At 33.9% G+C, this 19,320-nt stretch carries 13 protein-coding genes; 2 read left to right on the top strand and 11 right to left on the bottom strand.

Features of this window, described 5'->3' with window-relative positions; genetic code table 11:
• A partial coding sequence (locus AC1W31_RS17365) for a ComEA family DNA-binding protein (protein ID WP_481735754.1) occupies positions 1-809 on the bottom strand: 809 nt, incomplete at its 3' end.
• Between the two features lie 280 nt (positions 810-1,089).
• Between AC1W31_RS17365 and thrC the strand changes: the two genes are divergently transcribed.
• Positions 1,090-2,394, top strand: a complete 1,305-nt coding sequence (gene thrC / locus AC1W31_RS17360; RefSeq protein WP_481735753.1) for a threonine synthase — start codon at positions 1,090-1,092, stop codon at positions 2,392-2,394.
• 47 nt (positions 2,395-2,441) lie between these two features.
• Here the strand turns inward: thrC and AC1W31_RS17355 are convergent, their stop codons facing one another.
• The 7 genes from AC1W31_RS17355 to ybeY all read right to left on the bottom strand — a co-directional run bounded on the left by AC1W31_RS17355 (position 2,442) and on the right by ybeY (position 13,313).
• The gene (locus AC1W31_RS17355; protein ID WP_481735752.1) at positions 2,442-4,214 is read right to left on the bottom strand and encodes an AMP-dependent synthetase/ligase; all 1,773 of its coding nucleotides are present in this window, start codon (positions 4,212-4,214) and stop codon (positions 2,442-2,444) included.
• Between the two features lie 175 nt (positions 4,215-4,389).
• On the bottom strand, positions 4,390-5,547 hold the full coding sequence (locus AC1W31_RS17350) for a hypothetical protein (RefSeq protein WP_481735751.1): 1,158 nt from the start codon (positions 5,545-5,547) through the stop codon (positions 4,390-4,392).
• A 161-nt stretch (positions 5,548-5,708) separates the two neighbouring features.
• Entirely contained in the window at positions 5,709-7,538 is a 1,830-nt protein-coding gene (locus tag AC1W31_RS17345) for a tetratricopeptide repeat protein (protein ID WP_481735750.1), read from the bottom strand.
• A 596-nt stretch (positions 7,539-8,134) separates the two neighbouring features.
• Positions 8,135-9,769 carry an Ig-like domain-containing domain gene (locus tag AC1W31_RS17340; RefSeq protein WP_481735749.1) on the bottom strand — a complete coding sequence of 545 codons (1,635 nt, stop codon included), beginning with the start codon at positions 9,767-9,769 and terminating at the stop codon, positions 8,135-8,137.
• Positions 9,770-9,948: 179 nt separating this feature from the next.
• Positions 9,949-10,833, bottom strand: coding sequence for a class I SAM-dependent methyltransferase (locus AC1W31_RS17335; RefSeq protein ID WP_481735748.1), 885 nt, complete (start codon positions 10,831-10,833; stop codon positions 9,949-9,951).
• Positions 10,834-10,917: 84 nt separating this feature from the next.
• A complete protein-coding gene (mnmG, locus tag AC1W31_RS17330; protein ID WP_481735747.1) occupies positions 10,918-12,780 on the bottom strand; it encodes a tRNA uridine-5-carboxymethylaminomethyl(34) synthesis enzyme MnmG in 1,863 nt (620 codons plus the stop codon).
• A 119-nt stretch (positions 12,781-12,899) separates the two neighbouring features.
• On the bottom strand, positions 12,900-13,313 hold the full coding sequence (ybeY, locus tag AC1W31_RS17325; RefSeq protein WP_481735746.1) for an rRNA maturation RNase YbeY: 414 nt from the start codon (positions 13,311-13,313) through the stop codon (positions 12,900-12,902).
• 119 nt (positions 13,314-13,432) lie between these two features.
• On the opposite strand from ybeY, the gene AC1W31_RS17320 reads away from it, so the two are divergent.
• The gene (locus AC1W31_RS17320; RefSeq protein ID WP_481735745.1) at positions 13,433-14,719 is read left to right on the top strand and encodes an OmpA family protein; all 1,287 of its coding nucleotides are present in this window, start codon (positions 13,433-13,435) and stop codon (positions 14,717-14,719) included.
• Between the two features lie 121 nt (positions 14,720-14,840).
• Here the strand turns inward: AC1W31_RS17320 and AC1W31_RS17315 are convergent, their stop codons facing one another.
• From AC1W31_RS17315 to AC1W31_RS17305, 3 genes are all read right to left on the bottom strand, one after another.
• Positions 14,841-18,188: a DUF4175 family protein gene (locus AC1W31_RS17315; RefSeq protein ID WP_481735744.1), complete on the bottom strand. Its 3,348-nt coding sequence runs from the start codon at positions 18,186-18,188 to the stop codon at positions 14,841-14,843.
• An 11-nt stretch (positions 18,189-18,199) separates the two neighbouring features.
• Positions 18,200-18,802 carry a Uma2 family endonuclease gene (locus AC1W31_RS17310; protein ID WP_481735743.1) on the bottom strand — a complete coding sequence of 201 codons (603 nt, stop codon included), beginning with the start codon at positions 18,800-18,802 and terminating at the stop codon, positions 18,200-18,202.
• Positions 18,803-18,834: 32 nt separating this feature from the next.
• Positions 18,835-19,320 (bottom strand): exodeoxyribonuclease III (locus tag AC1W31_RS17305; protein WP_481735742.1); only part of this gene is annotated, 486 nt, incomplete at its 5' end.

Raw genomic sequence — 19,320 nt, 5'->3', positions numbered from 1 at the left:
TTAATTTTTATTTTTTTGAGCGAAGGATTTTTGATGGTTGCGAATTTTAATATCTCGTCCACTACGATTGAATCTAAGCCAAAAACTTCTTTTACTTGATTTTCAGAATAAAAACCACCAACCATGTCTCGATATTTAATAATTCGGGCGGATAATTTTGAGCCAATTCCTTTCAATTTTTTCAAATCGTTAGTATCCGCTCGGTTCAAATCAAAAGCGACTGGTTTGAAAGATTCTTTGTTCAAGACGGTTGTGGAGGTTTTGAATTCAGGATTTATTTCGGTTTTGGGAAATGAAGTAAATCCTCCATTGGCTGATTTTTCTGGAAGGGTGATATATGGTTCTAATTTTGCATAAAGGTCAGTTGGGAAATCATAAATTCTTTGAAGATCTTCTTTCTTACGAAATTGTCCACCTTTAGTTCGGTAATTAATAATTCGTTTTGCCATCCATTTAGCAATTCCCAATTCTTCTAATTGTGCTTCGGATGCTTGATTTGGGTCGAATGGAGATAATTTTATGGGTTTCGTAGGTGCATTTTCCGAATCATATTTTTCGTATTTATTGGCGTAATGGTCTTGAAAAGCTTCTTTTTTATCGGATTCTTTCACTTCTATTTTTGCCATTAATTCCTCCACACGTTTAGGGTCGATGGTTTTAGAAGTTCGTGGATTATCAGGAAGAAAATCGAAAATGAAAACTGAAATAATCAAGACCACAATTAAGAATATCATGAACATAAATCCTTTTATTTCGGTCTGATTGAAGGCGAAGTAATCTCGTAGATAAAATTTGATTTTTTTGAACATCGTAGTTTTTAGAATTATTAGTGTATTTGACTTATTTTTGTGATATTAAATTAGTGGATTTACCGTTAATTCGCAAATGTATATGGAACGCAGATGAGGCAGATGCTTCGCAATGCAGATTTTCGCAGATTTTTATTTTGACCATTTTTAATTTTTAAAATAAATAGAATTGTTTATTTGATTGTGAAAATTAAGAAAATTCCATATTAAAAAAAATCTGCTTTGCCGAAGGCATCTGCGGCATCTGCGTTCCAAAACACAATTCCAAGTTTGAAAGTTTATGATACTTTATAGCACCAATCATCAAAGTCCTGATGTTTCGTTGGAAGAGGCAGTTTTTAGAGGATTGCCACCTGACAATGGTTTGTATATGCCTCATGTCATTCCGACTTTGCCAGCTTCTTTTTTCGAGAATATTGACAAAATGTCGATTACTGACATTGCTTTTGAAGTATCGAAGGCATTATTGAGCGACGATATTTCGGATGATGATTTGAAAATGATTGTCGAACGAGCCATTAATTTTGATGCTCCTTTGGTTGAAATTGAAGAAAATACTTTCATTTTGGAATTATTCCACGGACCTTCGATGGCTTTCAAAGACTTTGGAGCAAGATTTATGGCTTCCTTGATGTCATTTTTCTTACAAAAATCTCAAAAAGATATTCACATTCTCGTAGCAACTTCGGGCGATACAGGCGGAGCCGTTGCCCAAGGTTTTTATAAAACCCCTGGCATTAAGGTCACGATTTTATACCCCACTGGAAAAGTTTCGGATATTCAAGAAAAGCAGTTGACCACTTTGGGCGAAAATGTTACGGCTTTGGAAGTTGATGGTACTTTTGATGATTGTCAAGCTTTGGTGAAAGCGGCCTTTTTGGATAAAGAGTTATCTTCAAAATTCAATTTGGCATCGGCAAACTCTATCAATATCAGTCGTCTAATTCCTCAATCGTTTTATTACTTTAGCGCTTTTGCTGAATTGAAACGTCAAGGAAATACCAAACCTGTAGTATTTTGCGTACCGAGTGGCAATTTTGGTAATTTATCGGCAGGGTTAATTGCCCAGCGAATGGGTTTACCTGTGAAAATGTTTGTGGCAGCAACCAATGTAAATAACGTTGTACCAAAATATTTAGAGAGCGGTAAGTACGATCCTGTGACTTCAAAAGAAACCATATCAAATGCAATGGATGTTGGAAATCCTTCCAATTTCATTCGCATGCGTTTGTTGGCGGGTGATGCTCATGAGCAAGTAGTTACGCACATTACAGGAGATTTTAGTGATGATATTGACACTCGCAAAGCCATGAAAGATGTTTTTGATCGCACAGGCTACGTGATGTGTCCGCATACTGCTGTGGCATATTTAGGTTTAAAATCTTATACGGATACCTTGAATGAAGAAGTGGCTGGTGTGGTACTTTCAACGGCTCATTACGCCAAATTTTTGGATGTCGTTGAAGATACTTTGGGAACGAAGGTTGATGTTCCAGAACGTTTATCGGCTTTGTTATCGAAAGAGAAAGTTGCTATTCCGATGAGTAAGGAGTTTGTTGATTTTAAAAGATATTTTTTATCGTAGCATAATTTAAAAGCCTCTAAATTTAAAATTTAGAGGCTTTTAAAATTCTACTCGTACATCCCTTCAATTAATTCTTTATATTTTCCATGAATAATTTTTCTTTTCAATTTTAAGGTTGGCGTTAATTCTCCGCTATCAATCGTGAAAAGTTTTGGTAGTAATTCTACTTTTTTAACTTGTTCATATTGCGCAATGTCTTTCATTAAGCCTTTTACTTCTTCATTAAATTTATCTTTAACTTTCTGATTTTTTACAATTTGTGTATCATCAGAATATTCAATTCCATTTCTCGAACACCATTCTTTCAAAGCATTAAAATCTGGAATTAACAAGGCCGATGGAAATTTCTGTCCCTCGCCTACTACAATGGCTTGTTCAATCAACATTGACTCTTTTAGCTTATTTTCTACCAATTGTGGTGCCACATATTTTCCTCCCGACGTTTTAAAAATTTCTTTTTTTCTATCGGTAATTTTCAAATATCTACCTTCCGATAATTCACCAATATCTCCCGTATGAAACCATCCTTCTGAGTCGATTGCCTCCTTTGTCGCTTGTGGTTTTTTGTAGTACCCTTTCATAATAGACGGCCCTTTCACACAAATTTCACCATCTTCTGCAATTTTTAGTTCAATATTTGGCAACACCGTTCCCACACAACCCACTCTAAAATCATCCAAGATACTACTTGAAATTACGGGTGATGTCTCTGTCAATCCATAACCTTCCACAATTGGAATTCCTGCTGCCCAAAATATTCTTGAAAGTCTTGGTTGGAGCGCTGCCGAACCAGAAGCGATCAGTTTAATGTTTCCGCCTAATGCTTCTTGCCATTTACTAAAAATAAGTTTTCTTGCAATTTTCAACTGTGCATCATACCACCACCCCATCGGTTTCATAGGGTCGTATTTTAGTCCTAAATTTAATGCCCAGAAAAATAATTGTTTTTTGATACCCGATAATTCGTACCCTTTTGCTACTATTTTATCGTAAACTTTTTCTAAAAGACGGGGAACGGTTGCAAAAACATGCGGTTTAATTTCTCTTAAATTATCCGCAATGGTTTCCATACTCTCGGCATAATAAACCGAAACGCCATAGTACATATAAACATACACATCCATTCGCTCGTAGATATGACACAATGGGAGAAAACTCAAAGCTCTTTCATCCGCAAGTAAGGGTAATGATTTTGCTGTAACAATGCCATCAATATTTGAAATGATGTTATCATGGGTTAGCATTACGCCTTTGGGCTGTCCTGTTGTTCCTGATGTATAAATTAATGTTAATAAATCATCTGGTTCAACTGCTGCTTTAAAAGGTTCTAATTGTGCTATATTTTCTCCTTTGGCTAAATCAGTTACTTCTTCCCAATATTTTGCACCATCCACTTTATCGAAAGTATAAATACCTTGAATTCCTTCCAAAGTTTTAGTTGCTTCCAGAACTTTGGTCAATAAATCTTTACCAGAAACGAAGATAAATTTCACCTCCGCATCATTAAAGATGTATTTATAATCTTCAATTGTAATTGTTGGATACATTGGTACTGAGACCGCTCCTAATTGTTGTATTCCTAATTCAATAAAATTCCATTCGGGGCGATTGGGGGATATAATAGCAATTTTATCATCTCTTTTTACGCCTAATTTCATTAAACCTAAACTTACCTTATTTACTACTTCGATTACTTCACTCGCACTATATTTTTTCCACTCTCCATTTACTTTATTCGCAAAAGTGTCATTTTTATTTACTGTTAAAACACAGTTAGGCAGTAAATCAAATACACGGGTTATGTTTGGGTTATTTTTCATAAAATGACTTTATAATTGTTGATTAGCTTTATCTTTTAAAAATACAATTTTTAGTTTTTTTTATTCTAAAACTATTCAACAAATATAGATACGTTTCCTTGAATTGAGATAGTATGCAAGCAGAATTATTTTATTATTTATCAATAAAAAAGCCCAAAGAAATTTGGGCTTGGTACTAATTTTCTTCTTCGTTTAGTATTTTAATAATCTCTTTACGTCCGTCAGAAAATATGTAAGTTACATTTAATTCGTCTCTCTCTTCCTCTTCATTCATAATATAAGTTCCGTTATTGGTTGGTTTATCATCAATGAATCTGCCTTCGTATCGTTCTCCATTTGGAAAGTAATAAATCCCACTTCCGCATCTTTTACCAATTACATATTCACCAACGTACATTTTTTGTCCATTAGCATAATAGTGCGTTCCGAAACCATCTCTCTTTCCGTTTCTCCATTGTCCTTTATAGCTTCCTTGGGTTGGATGTATATAAATTCCGCTACCATTGGCACAATCTCCCGTAACACATCCTGTTCTTGAAACTGATGTAGTGGTAGTGGTACTACCTAATTCAATATCTCTTTCCATAACCTGACTTTGTTTTTGTGGATATCTTGTATCATCTTTAACGATTACTCGACTTTCTTCAGCCCGATTTGTTTCTGGTATTTTGTTTACTTCTGGTTGAATGGGTCTTGTTTGTGTTTTTTGAGGAATTGCTGAAATCCGTGGGTGCATATTTTCTGCTTCATTCCATCCTTTTTGAATTGCTACCAATCTCTGCGATTGCGGAGGATGCGTTGAGGTGACAAATTCGCCCTGAAAATGTTTCATGGCTTCTTGTGACTGTGAAAGGTTTGCTCCCATTTCGTGCAACCAAAATCCCGAGAAATAATCGGCTTCTAATTCTTTTTCGGGACGACTTCCCGTTCCATCAATCGTGTGAAAATTAGCATGATGTCCAATTTCATGGGCTAATATTGAAATGGCTCCCCAGTCTGTGTGCGTTGTTTCTTCGACTCTACTCAAAAATGCTTTGTCATAAATAATAAATGGCTGACCTTCAATGACGGTAGCAAAACAATTATCGGTATTTGAACATTGCATTACTTTAAATTTGGAACTGACTTGCCCCATTTTCTTGGCAAATTGCACAATTACTTGTTCAGCGTGACTATCTGAAACAAAACCTTGCATTTGTGGACAAATCTCTTGCGGAGAAATATTTCTTCCAAAATAATTACAAGCAAAATTAATTTTTCTGTTATTTTGTTGGCTAAGTGACTGGTTTATCAACAATACAGTGAATACTACTACTAATAGTTGGGTTTTCATGTGGATAAAATTACTTGAATGTGGATAATTTCGATATGGTCGATGTGATTTTTTACAAGTAAATTTTTATCATGAAGCTGGGTGGGAAGTTAGGAAAATGTTCACAAAAAAAACCGCAAGTTTTAAAAACCTGCGGTTTGATATTATTACGAAAATGATAATTAATTTATTGTATCGCCTCTTAAATTTCTAAATCTTTTTCTGGCATCCGCTCCATAAATACTTCCAGGATATTTTATTAATAACTCTTGGTATAATTTCATGGCTTTTGCGGGCTGATTTAGTTTCTCCTGATAGGTTTTCGCTAAGTTATAAGTCGCATCGTCTCCTTTCAATTCAATCGGAAATTTTTGAATAATTGTCTCTAAATCTTTTACTCCCTTTTCAGTATCTCCTTGTTTCAAAAACGTCATAGCCCGTAAATAAATAATTTCATCCTCTAATGGGTCCCCTTTAAATGTTTTTTCCATGGCATTCAAACTGGCAATTGCCTCATCATTTCGATGTTGAAAAAGTAATAATTCAACATTTGAATAAGCTTTCATGGCTTTCTCTGTACTATCAGCTCCCGTATTTTCCATGATTAACAAACTCAATTCCATGGCATCATTCGCAATTTCTCTGGTGGTTGCTTGTTTCAAAATATCCAACACCTCTTTTGATAATTCAAAATCTCCTCGGAAATAAGCCAATCTGGCATTTCTTAATTTCGCATCATATCCCAGCGGACTATCCTTTTCAGATTTTTCAACTTGTGAATAAATCAACGTAGCTTCCCATGGTTCAGATTTTAGTAAATAGACATCCCCTAAATCCAATTTACAACGGTCTATAAATTGTTGGTCACCGTTGGCCAATTTGATGGCATTTTCCAAAACGACAATGGCCGTATCTTTTTCATTCAAATAAAAAGCATATAAAAGTCCTTTACTTCTAACGGCTTCAAGGGTTTTCTGATTTGTTCCTAATTCTTCCAACATCTTAGAATACTCAGTTATCAACAATCTAATGTCTTCAGTGTTGATTGGATACACACTTTTTATCACTTCTTCCTTCGCATTTATCAACATTCGTCGCCAAAGTGGATAATTTTGACTTCTGGGATATTCTTTTACTAAATACTCAAAAATCTTCCCTGAATTCACGTAATCTTTATTTTGTTGTGCCAAAAACCCTAAATCTGTTACTTGAATTCCCTCTTTGCGGTAGCGTCTGTCCAATGCACGTGCTTGCACAAACGCTTTATAAAATTCTTTCTTTTGGATTAAATGCCAAATTAGCACTTCACTAAAATAAGATTGATCTGGATATTTTTGAACATCGGTGTAAAGTATTTTTTCTAATTGCTCAATTTCCTTTTCGTCTTTCAATTCATCTTGAAGGATTGACTGTACCATTTCTCGATTGTCAGTTAATAATCCAAACTTCAAGTACTCTTCTATCATTTGAGGAATTTTGCCTTGAATACGGTACAACTTTGCCAATTGCACGGCAAACCTATCGGGTGATTTACTTTGTTCTCTGACTTTCTCAATGGTTTGAACAGCCAAATCAAATTGTTGATTTTTTGAAAACTCATTTACCAATTCCATCATGGCTGTCTCATCCAACTTAACCTTGTCCATTGCGATGGCATATTGCCTTTGAGCTTCTTCGTTCTTATCAGCTATTTCTAATAGACGTGCATAGTCAGTAATGTACTTTGCATTGCCATCCGAATTTTTGATTTGCTTCTTCACAAATTTCTCTGCTTCATCAAATTCTTTTAATTTGATGAGTGTTTGCAAATATGGTTTGTGAATAACTTTTGCAGTTTCTTTATTTTTTGCCAATTTCTGAAAAACGGACTTTGCTTTTTCGTAATCTCCCGCCTTCATGTACTCCATTCCCAACTCTGCTTCTTGTGCGAAAGCGCCACACGAAAACATCATTAATCCGAAAAGTAAAAATTTTTTCCAAACACTTTTCAACATTACATTATAATAAATCATTATTTTTTATTTTTAAATTTTTCAAAAAAAAGAAAACTACTATCTCTATTATGCTGTGTATATGTGGATATAGTGTGTGGAACATATTTTTCACGTAACGATGTTTATTTTTTCATAGTTATCCACATTATTTATTGAGTTATCAACATACAAGTGTTTGATTTACAGATACTTTAAAAATTATTAACTATAATGTGTATAAGTATTGTCTATATATCAACGTCATCCACAATGACATTGTTGTCTGATAAGTATGTTGGTAATTAGCGATTATACCCAATAGTTATCCACAGCAATATAGACCTATTTTGATAATCCACAACGGCTCTAATTTTTTCCACAAATTTTATGGTCAAAAACCATACCTTATCCACGTATTTAGATCGTCAATTTGTCTTTTTAGCCAGGTTGTCCACATAAATTTAAGCTGAATTTGTATAAATTTAACTATTTGAATTTTTAGGGAAGATTATTATTAATTTGGTTTTTATGGAAATTGAAAAATTGGTTAACTTGTCCATATTAATGGTATTTATGGAAGTCGTTGTTCAAGAGACCGACTCTTATTTTTCATAAAAGCCAAAACCCTACAATCATTAATCAATTACAAAATCATACCCAGTCAGTTCAAAATTTTGTTTCAACTTAATCTTATCTGGCGTAAATTTGGTAACTTCTGGAACTTGATTTTTTTCTAAATCTCCCGCATCCCACTTACTATTTTGATTTTCATCAACTACTAATCTTATCAAATAAATTCCTGCTTTTACGAAGGCAAATTCATACTTCAATTTGTTGTCCACTTTTTGAATAACTTGGTATTGCTCATCCAATAATTCCACAAAAAAACCTTTTTTCTTTGGATTTTTAATTTCTCCACTAATTGTTCCATAATTTTCCGGGTCACGAATTGGATGCGTTGAAACAAATTTTTGCGTAGAGTCATTTTCTACGGAAATAAATGTTCCTTTTGGCATCTTTAATCTTACAAACTCTTTTGCCTTTTTCCCACCAATTTTTATTTTCATTTCCGTTTTTTCTGGATTCCACATAATATCCTTCTCCGTTACGGGTACTCGAACGAGCGTATCGTTCATAAATTCAATTTTATTCAAATCATAATTTTTGATGGGTTTCGTAAAAGTGAAAGTATAGCCTACCTCTTTTAAATCAATATCTTCACTATTTGAAGGTTTTGTTTTCATCGTAAACTCCTCTTTTACACCATCATTTTTCTTTGGTTTTTCCTTAAATTTGAATTTTTGGTCATGTGTAAAAACTCTATCCAATGAATCCGTTACTGAAATTTTTACTTTTAGCGTATCGGTATAGTTCTGATTTGTGTTGAAAATTCTAATACTTTTTGCTTCAGTTTGTTGATAAACTAAACTATCTTTTTTATCAGCAAAATTTATTTTAACATTTTTAATTCCTCTGTAATAATCAATATAGGCGTAATTTGATGTTGTTCTCGCTTTCAAGACTTTATTGGGTATTTTTTCCATTCTCGCCATGTTTATTTCTAAATTTTCCAGATTTGATTTCAGTGTAATCGTATCTGTAATTATCCCCAAACTTTCTTTTGCTTCATCGTATAATAAATTATTATTGACATCGGTCACCGCATAAATTCGATATTTTCCCGCTGCCACATTTTCGATAGTAAATATTCCCGAACTATCCGTTTTCATAAAATAATACGGTTTTATTTTTTTAGGATTTAAAGTATCTGAATAAACGTACATTCCCACGCTCACATCCATTATCGGTTTATTCGTTAATGGATTTCTAACTTTTCCACTCACTTTCAATGAATCAATTATTTTTCCAGTACTAAAAACCAATTGAATATTTTTAGCCACATTTCTTTCATTCATATCCTTAAAGGTATTTCTGAAATTTAAGCTATAAGTTGTATTTTCCTTAAAAGGCTTATCGAAAGTCAATCTTGCTCCTTTTGGTAAAATCTTGGTTTCATAAGTTCCTTCCAAATTTGGCGTGATTGATAATTGTTGTTGAATATTATCGACACTTACATATTCATCAAATAAAATATCTATTTGTTTTCCATTAAAATTTCGTGATTGATTTGCGGGAATTATTTTAATAATTAATGGAGCAAGCGTATCTTTTTTTCCTCCTGTGGGTGCGACTATTTGAGCGCAACTCAATAGTATTTCGGCAATCATTAAACTCAGAAAACTTATCAATACAATGTGTTTTAATCTCATGTTAATATGTTAATAAACTGTGGACAATCAGACCATTTTTTTCGTGAAACAATTTCTGATTTATTAGATACTTCAAAATTGCTTAAAAATTTCGGTTTATAGAAATTTAAAACCTTTTACAAAATAAACCCTCGATAGTTGATAACTATTGAGGGTTGTTAATAAGTATGTGGATTGTGTTAATTCTTCTTAAATACATAAATCAAACTTGAATAATTCCCGTTATTCTTTCCCGCATCCAGATTAGATTTTAAGCCATCCATAAATGCTTTTAAGTAATTGATTTTACCCGTTTGATATTTTGTACTTAACATCGAAACATAAAAAGAATCAAATTTCATGGGTAAGGTTTTTTCTAATCGAAATCCTTCTTGTTCAAATATTTGCTTAATAGATTTTTGGGAAAAATGATACAAATGTCTTGGAACATCATAAGCCGCCCATTGTGCTTGATATATCTCCGCATCTTTCGATTCGTGGTTTGGAACGGCAATAATCAACGAACCATTTTTTGAAAGTCTTTCCTTTAACCAATCCACCGTTTCATTTAATAAGTGTACGTGTTCAAGCACGTGCCACATCGTGATTATATTAAAGTGCTCGTTTTGAAAAGACGACAAAATTTCTGTTTTAATCATAGCGGTATTGATTTCTTCCGCAATTTGTCTTGCTCCTGAATCTGGTTCGATGCCATTTACTTTCCAACCGTTTTCACGAGCTTCATTTAAAAACATACCCGTGCCACAGCCAACGTCCAATAATTTACCCTTTTGTGGATAAAGACTATTGATTAGATTTAATTTACCTTTCAAGGTATATTTTCTAACAGCGTGATAAATTTTCGCAATTAGTCCTTTTGAAGTATTCGTATGTGAAATATAAGATTCAGCCTTATAATACTCACCAATCTCGTTTTGATCAGGTCGTGGATTTGTAAACTTAAAACCACAAGATTTACAACTTACAATCTGAAATTTCTCTTGACTAACCGTATAATCTTGTACTTCTAAATATTTTTCAAAGGTATTATTATGACAAACGGGGCAGTTGGTGATTTGTTCCATTATATTTTTTTAGCGTTTTTGCAAAGATACAAAAAAGACCTGCAAGGTTTTAATTCCTTGCAGGTCTAAAATTCTAACAATAAATTACCTTCCAATATAAACCATTAACACTGAAATATCTGAAACCGACACCCCACTTATTCTCGATGCCATCCCAATTGTCTGCGGTCTAATTTTCGTTAATTTTTGACGACCCTCGATAGATATTGTTTTCAGTTTCATATAATCAAATTCTGCGGGAATATTCAAGTTTTCTAATCTTTGAAGTTTATTAACCATCAATTGTTCCTTCTCGATATAGCTTTCATATTTTACATTAATTTCCACCTGCTCCAATACTTCATCAGAATATTTTGAAAATAATATTTCTGTTTCTTCCGTCAATGTTCTCAAATGAGGAATTTCAATATTTGGTCTTCTTAATAAATTCCACAAGGATACTTTTTCTCTTAACGCTGCCGTTCCAAAACTCTCTAATTTCTCATTAACATCATTTGGATTAACTTTGAAAACTTTTATCTCATCAATCAATTCATTGGCTTGTCTAATTTTATTTTGAACGTTTATTAATCTTTCATCCGATGCTAAACCAATCAAATGTCCTCTTGCGGTTAAGCGTACATCGGCATTATCTTGTCGTAATAATGTTCTATATTCAGCTCTCGACGTAAACATTCTGTACGGTTCATCTGTACCTTTATTTATCAAATCATCAATCAAAACGCCAATGTAAGCCTCAGAACGATTAAGTATAAAGTCAGGAAGTTCATTTGCTTTTTGATGGGCATTTATCCCAGCCATTAATCCCTGACAGGCTGCCTCTTCATATCCAGTAGTTCCGTTTATTTGTCCTGCAAAAAATAAGTTACTAATTCGTTTTGTTTCTAACGTTGCTTTTAATTGCGTTGGTGGGAAAAAATCATATTCGATAGCATAACCTGGTCGAAACATTCTCACATTTTCAAATCCTGGAATTTTCTTTAAGGCTTCATATTGTACATCTTCGGGTAAGGAGGTTGAAAAACCATTGACGTAAACTTCCACGGTATTCCAACCTTCTGGTTCCACGAATATTTGATGACGGTCTTTATCAGCAAAACGATTTATTTTATCTTCAACCGATGGGCAATAACGGGGGCCTAATCCTTTAATTCTACCCGCAAACATCGGAGATTTATCAAAACCTGTTTTTAAAACATCATGAACTTCTTGATTGGTATAGGTTATCCAACAGCTACGTTGTTTTGTCAAAGGTTTTGTATCGGTATATGAAAACTTACTCGGATTTTCATCTCCCTTTTGTTCTTCCATTTTAGTGAAATCTAAACTTCTCGCATCTACTCTTGGAGGCGTTCCCGTTTTCATACGACCCGCCTCAAAACCTAACTCAATTAATTGTTCTGTAATACCAGTAGCTTTTCCTTCAGCTGTTCTGCCGCCGCCAAAGTTTTTCTCTCCTATATGAATTAATCCATTCAAGAATGTTCCATTTGTCAAGACAACAGATTTAGCTTTGAACTCGACTCCTAATTGGGTCTTTACTCCTACTACTTTATTGCTCTCAACTAATAGTCCTGATACCATCTCTTGCCAAAAATCCACATTAAGATTTTGTTCCAATGCCATTCTCCATTCTTCCGCAAATCTCATTCTATCTGATTGACAACGTGGTGACCACATGGCAGGTCCTTTTGAACGGTTTAACATTCGGAATTGAATCATGGTTTTATCCGAAATAATTCCTGACATTCCTCCAAGTGCATCTACTTCACGAACTATTTGCCCTTTTGCAACGCCGCCCATTGCTGGATTGCATGACATTTGAGCAATTGTATTCATGTTCATGGTAATCAATAAAACCTTTGAACCCATTTTTGCCGCAGCGTGTGCCGCCTCGCATCCTGCGTGTCCTGCACCCACTACTATTACATCATAATTTTTGTACATTTCTATTTACTTTTATCTTATTAATTCGCAATTTTTTTGACTAATTAATTTCTTGTTTCACAGTTAAAATCAACCAACTGTTCCACGTGGAGTGTTTGATTAGTTCTGTTTAAAATGGCTCAGAAAATTTGAATATATTCACTCTCCAAACGTCGCATTTCAGTTTTATCTTCAACCGAATGATCATCATATCCACATAAATGTAAAAGCCCGTGCACGATAACTCGCTTAAGTTCTTCATCGAAAACAGTATTTAATATTATTGAGTTCTCCTTAACTCTTTCGATACTAACAAATATATCACCTTCAAGGGTATTTTTATCCTCCGAATTATCAAAGGTTATGATGTCTGTAAAGGTATCATGGTCTAAATAATCAACATTAATTTTGTGTAAATACTCGTCAGAACAGAAGATATAGTTTAGGTCTTTAATCTTAAAGCCCTCTTTGTCAGCTACTTTCTTTAACCAAGCCTTAAAATTGTTTTTGCCTTGGAATTTAAAATCAATATCTTCGTTGAAAAAAATAATCATTAGTATTGTTATTTGTAAATGGAATAAATTCTTTATACAAAGATACAACACAATTCATTAGTAAGTAAAAATCAGTAATTTAGCAGAATGGAATAAACGTAATCAAAATCATAAATACGATGAAAATCAAAACACCACTACATAAATACTTTTTAATAACGATTATAATACTATCAGCCTTACAAAAAAGTGTATCTCAGAAACCAAGAGATGGACTTAGACAAAAAGATGATAGATTTGAGAATACAGGTATTCCCAATAACTGTGATGATAAAATTTACGCAATTACTGAAATAGGTAATTTATTTGAAATTGAAAAAATTGAAAGTAAGGATATAATTATCAAACAGTTAGGATTGGCATTACCATTCAAGTGTAACGCTTTTGCAAAAGGAATTAATAATAAAATTTATGCGGTAAAAGGATACGAACAGGCTCGTACACCCGTATATGAGTATAATCCCAAGAGTAGAGAAGGTGGTTATAGTAAATGGACATTACCTTCAAATGGGGATGGCGGATGGGTTTCTGGGGCTGTAGATTCAAAAGGAAAGCTCTATTTCATCTCGACAACTATAGAAAATCTGGTCAGAATTGATATTCGTAAGGCTGAAACGGATGTATTGTGGAGAGATAATATGGTTGTGGAAGGTTGGAAAAAACAGAACTGTGCTTATGGATGCAACTTTTACATCAATCAAAAAGACGAATTAGTAGTCAAGGAGAATAGAGGAAATGGAATTTGGAATATATCATTGGTAGATGGATATAAGGTAATCAAAGCTGATGTTGTGAATTCTGCAAATGAAATAAACCCTACGAATGATATTATGGAATACATTAGTTCATCTGGAAATATGACAACGTTTTTATTAGGTCGAAATGCTATTTTTAATTACTCCACAAAGAAAAATGATGTTATTTCATTGGTAAAAATTGACACCTTAAAACAAGGATTTTTTACTGAGATTGGAGGCTGTAATAATTTTATTAAAAAGGAAGAAAAAGTAATTGAAGAAGAAAAAGATGAATTAATTACCGCAACAACGAATGTTAATGAAAGTATAAGATTAAAAAACATTATTTTCCAATTAGGAGAGTCAGAATTACAACCTGAGTCATTTGCAGAATTAGATAAACTGGTAAAACAATTAAAGAAATATAAACAAGTAGAAATTTTATTGGAAGGTCATACCGATATTACAGGTGATGCAGGGGAGAATGTTCAGCTATCTTTAGGAAGAGTCAATTCATGCAAGAAATACCTCGTAAATAAGGGCATAGACGCACGAAGAATACAAACGAAAGGTTACGGCAGTGCAAGACCACTAAAACGCACAGGAAGCGAAAAAGAACGTGAAATTAATAGACGTGTGGAGTTTAAAGTCATTAAAGGAATTGGGTGATTAGGTTGTTTGATTTTCGTGGTTCAATAAGTGTAATTCGAAGTAGAAATAAAAAATGCCTCATATAATAATATGAGGCATTTTTATGAATTGAGAATAAACCAACAAGAAATGTCGAATACTAATTAATCTGTTTGAAATAATTATCAACTTGTCGTTTATAATATGGATTTAGGTTGGGCGGAACGGTACGGAGTAATTCAGTTTGTTTCTGTTTGTCCTTCACATATTGCTGAAACTGAGGTGGCGCTTTTCTTTCAAAAGCATGTCGAGCGGTTTCTGCCTTGCGTTTTTGGTCTTCCTCCTGTTCTTTCATGGCTTTTTCAGATTCTAACAAACGAGTTAATAGTTCTTGCTGACGTTTCATCATTTCTGGATTAATCCGTTTATTAACTAAATCAGTTTCTGTTTCTTCCATCTTTTTCATCATATCTTTTATTTCATCTCCTAATTTTCGTCCTTTTTCAGTTCCTTTTGAACTATCCAAAAAGCCTTGAAGCATTTTTCTAAGTGCGGATTGTTCCCTTGCCATTTTTGCTAATTGCTCAGAAATGCCACCCTGCCCTTTTGAACCTTTTTGCATGGTTTTACCCATCTGTTCATTAAGTTCTTTTTGAGCTTCTCCCATACTTTTTTGCTTGCCCTTACTCTTACCTTTTCCACTTCCAGAACCAGCCATCATTTGCTGATTTTGCTGCATTTGTTTCAAAACATCCGATAATAATAAAGCTAAATTATTCATCGAAGTCATGGCAAATTGTTGTTTGGAAGTTGTCATAGCTAATTTACGTTCCTTGATTAACTTCACTGCATCAGACATGTGACCTTTCATGTTGTTCATTTCACGGGTAACAAAGGTTTCAATTTGTAAAACCCTTTTCGATAAAGCATAAAGACTATCTTCAATCACTTTAGCATCATCTTGTAATTTAATTTGGTCTTGAGAAAGTTTGATAAAGCGTGGGTCTGATGGATTTATACCTCTAAAATCTTTCATCAAACGTTCTTGGTCAAATGAAACAGTAACTAAGTTTTCAAGAATATCTCTTAAATCATCCATATTCTCCTCATTCTGTTTCGATTCTTGCTGTTGTTTAGCAGCGGCAAGCTTTTGAGCAAGATTTCGCATTTTTCGGGCAGCCCGTTTTTGCTTTTCAGATGCGCTTTTATTATCACCTTTATCCATTTGTTCCTCCGAATCTTTTTGGTCTTCCGAAATATCCTCCTGCTGTTCTTTGTCCATATCCATTTTTTCAGAATTTTTCATTTCCTCATTCATCTTTTCGGCTTCTTTCAAATCCTTTTTCAAATCATCAAATTCTTTGCTTAATTTCTCCTGTTCTTTCTTATTTGCCTCATTTTCTTTTTGTTTTTCAGCAGAATTATCAGGCTTCTTTTCGGTCTGCTCATTTTTCTCCGCTAATTTTTCTTCTTTTTCAGCTTGATTTTCAAGTTCTTTAATGGCTTTATCCATTTTTTGGTCGAGTTGGAGTTTCTTGAAAAGGTCTTTCATACGCTCTAATTCTTTCTCGGCATTCTTTTCTTTATTTTTAATCCGTTCCATTTGCTCTAACATCTTGTTATCTTCTGGATTTTGTTCGAGCATCTTCTTCAATTCATCGTACATTTTTTGAGCTTCGGGGTCCATCAACTCATTCATCATCTTCTGCAAAGCATCCATTTTCTGTTGATTTTCAGGTTTTTGTTCATTAAAACGTTGCTGTTTATCATTCAAATTTTGGTTTTGTTCTTGCATTTGCTTGATTTCATTCATCAATTCTTCTTTCTTTTTGATGAGTTCTTCGGCTATTTTCTTATCTTGAAAATCAAGTTCTTTTTTATTTTTCAAACGGCTTTCCAAAGCGGCGATTTCTTTCCGAAGTTTTTGCGCTTTTTCAAGTGTTTTCTCAATTTGTGCTTCGGCTTTATCAATCGAATTGTCAATTTCTTTATCAATAGCTTGTTTGTCAGGCACGGCATAATTCATCAATGCTGAACGGGTCGATTTCGCTCCGTTCACGCCATCATTGTCCCAAACTTGTACAAAATATTCAATTTTATCGGCAGGACTCAATTCCAAACTATCCAAATTCCATTGTTTATAGAAGCTCTGAATAGTTTGCGAAGGATTTATGGGTAAATTGATACTGGCGTAATTTTGAGTCGAAGGTTTGCCATCACGTAAAACTTTATAGAAAATTGCTAATTTACTGATACCATAATCATCAGCAATATTTCCGCCCAAAATCATAAAGTTGTAGAGTGTTGAATCTTTATATTGCTCTAAACTCAACTGAGGGTGTTTATCAGGCACAACATTCAAAAAGAAACTAATTCCATCCGAGTTTGAAGCGTACTGATTCTTCAAAAATACCTTGTAAGTACCAGAAGTTTTTACTTTTCGAGAAAGGTCAAATCCACCACCCAATAATTTTGTTTCGGCGTGATAACGTTTTCCATCGCCTTCAAAAACCATCACAATAGAGTCTGTATCGGTTACATTAAAATCCCAATCGATGGCTGTACCTTCTGGAACAGTCAAATTACCCACGTTTTTCATGGACTCATTTGGCTTATTGAGGTAGTTTGGATAATTCAAATTCACATCAAAAAATGCCAAACTTGGACGATTGACGATTTCGATTTCATATTCGGCTGATTTAAAACCAGCAGCCTCAAATTTAAAATCAAAATCTTGCTGAACTTTGGAGAATGTATAAGTATAATGACGTTTGTCAACGGTCTCCATTTTCAATTTACGATCGTTGTGCATCAAATAAACTGACTCAGGAATGGTATTCCCTTGAAGGGTTAAATTTACCGTAAAGTCCTCATTTTTAAAGGCTTGTAGTTTTTTATTCTCTAATAAAAAAGTAAAAGGAGCTTCTTCTTGATAGTCATTTTTGAAGTTTACGATTCGTTCAGTACTTTTTGAGAAAAAGGCAGGATATAGCATCAAAATTAATACGATTGCTCCCGCTGGTAAAGCCGCAAATTTGAGATACTTACGGTTTTCATTGATTTTGATGGCATCAGCAAACTTCAAAAATCCCAATTGTTTTGACTTTTGATTGATAGAAGCCAAAAGCAATTCGTTTTGGTCACGGTCGAGCGTGCGAGTAAGTTGGAGCGTATTCACCAGCTTATCTCCAACCTCTGGAAAATATTTTCCGATTTGGTCAGCAGCTTGCTCATTTGAGAGCGGTTTTTTTTCTCCGTATAAAAAAATCAACGGTTTAATTACCCAAAAAACAACGGAAGCAATGAAGGCCGCCAAGAACGAGAAAAACAAAATCGTTCTAAATTCTGACCCGAAATGTCCAAAATATTCGAGAGTATTAAAAACCAAAAAGGCGGACAAAATAACTGCCGCCGTGAAAATAGAGCCTTTTATAAGCCTATTGAGGTAATATTTACGTTTGTATTCCTCAATACGCATCAAAAGCGTAGCAATTGGTGAAGTTGTCATAGTCTTTAATTTCAAATTGAAAAAATATCTTCCATAATCAGTTCTAAATCGGGAAAAATATTAACTTTTATCGTTGGTATTTCAGCATTTGGTTCAAAATTCCCAATTAATTCATACACACCTTTATCATTCAAAAGATGTACCATAATTACTTTATCTTTTGGCAAAACAACCCAATATTCACGAACACCAGCACTTTCATATAAATTAAACTTCTCATTTAGGTCTTTTTTTGCAGTACTTGGAGACGTGATTTCGATAATTAAATCAGGAGCACCAAGACAACCTTTATCATCTAATTTTTTAGTATCACATATTACACAAATATCAGGTTGTACAACCGTATAAATGGCATCTTCTCCTTCTTCACCATTAATGGGAAATCGAACATCAAAAGGAGCAGAATATACTTTACAACTTTTTTTGTAAAAATAATTAAATATGGGACGCTCAATTTCCCTTGAAATATCCTGATGAAATCTCGTAGGTGCAGGAGACATTTTATAGACTTTTCCTTTAATAATTTCCACGAAATCATCAAATTGCCACTTTAAATAGTCTGCATAAGAATATGTGCCGTCAAGGTCTAATTGTTTAATATCTGTTATCATCATACAACGATTTTTATGATTAATAGATAGTTAATTTATAAAATCTCCAACAAAACAGGGCAATGGTCAGAATGTTTAGCCTCTGGAAGAATTGCCGAATGTACCAAACGCTCACGCATAGATTCCGTGGCACAATGATAATCAATCCGCCAGCCTAAATTTTTTGTTCTTGCTCCTGCCCGATAACTCCACCATGTATAATGATGAGGATCTTGATTAAAATGTCTAAAAGTATCAATGAAACCTTTTTCCAAAAACCCACCAACCCACGCTCTTTCTTCAGGTAAGAAACCTGAGCTATTAGCATTTGATTTTGGATTATGAATATCAATCGGGTGATGACAAATATTATAGTCTCCCGAAATAATCAAATTCGGAACGGTCTTTTTCAACTCATGAATATATTCATGAAAATCCGTAAGCCATTTCATCTTAAAACCTTGACGCTCCTCCCCGCTCGAACCCGAAGGCATATATACAGACATTAACGAAAAATCTTCAAAATCAGTACGTAAAACTCT

The sequence above is a fragment of the Arcicella sp. genome, assembly GCF_964672035.1.
The sequence above is the reverse complement of the archived record's forward strand: the minus strand, read 5'-3'. Positions and strand labels throughout refer to the sequence as shown.

Bases quoted from the DNA above. Each gene is read 5' to 3' on its own strand.
- thrC (WP_481735753.1), top strand. From the start codon at position 1,090: ATGATACTTTATAGCACCAATCATCAAAGTCCTGATGTTTCGTTGGAA.
- AC1W31_RS17355 (WP_481735752.1), bottom strand. From the start codon at position 4,214: ATGAAAAATAACCCAAACATAACCCGTGTATTTGATTTACTGCCTAAC.
- AC1W31_RS17350 (WP_481735751.1), bottom strand. From the start codon at position 5,547: ATGAAAACCCAACTATTAGTAGTAGTATTCACTGTATTGTTGATAAAC.
- AC1W31_RS17345 (WP_481735750.1), bottom strand. From the start codon at position 7,538: ATGATTTATTATAATGTAATGTTGAAAAGTGTTTGGAAAAAATTTTTA.
- AC1W31_RS17340 (WP_481735749.1), bottom strand. From the start codon at position 9,769: ATGAGATTAAAACACATTGTATTGATAAGTTTTCTGAGTTTAATGATT.
- AC1W31_RS17335 (WP_481735748.1), bottom strand. From the start codon at position 10,833: ATGGAACAAATCACCAACTGCCCCGTTTGTCATAATAATACCTTTGAA.
- mnmG (WP_481735747.1), bottom strand. From the start codon at position 12,780: ATGTACAAAAATTATGATGTAATAGTAGTGGGTGCAGGACACGCAGGA.
- ybeY (WP_481735746.1), bottom strand. From the start codon at position 13,313: ATGATTATTTTTTTCAACGAAGATATTGATTTTAAATTCCAAGGCAAA.
- AC1W31_RS17320 (WP_481735745.1), top strand. From the start codon at position 13,433: ATGAAAATCAAAACACCACTACATAAATACTTTTTAATAACGATTATA.
- AC1W31_RS17315 (WP_481735744.1), bottom strand. From the start codon at position 18,188: ATGACAACTTCACCAATTGCTACGCTTTTGATGCGTATTGAGGAATAC.
- AC1W31_RS17310 (WP_481735743.1), bottom strand. From the start codon at position 18,802: ATGATGATAACAGATATTAAACAATTAGACCTTGACGGCACATATTCT.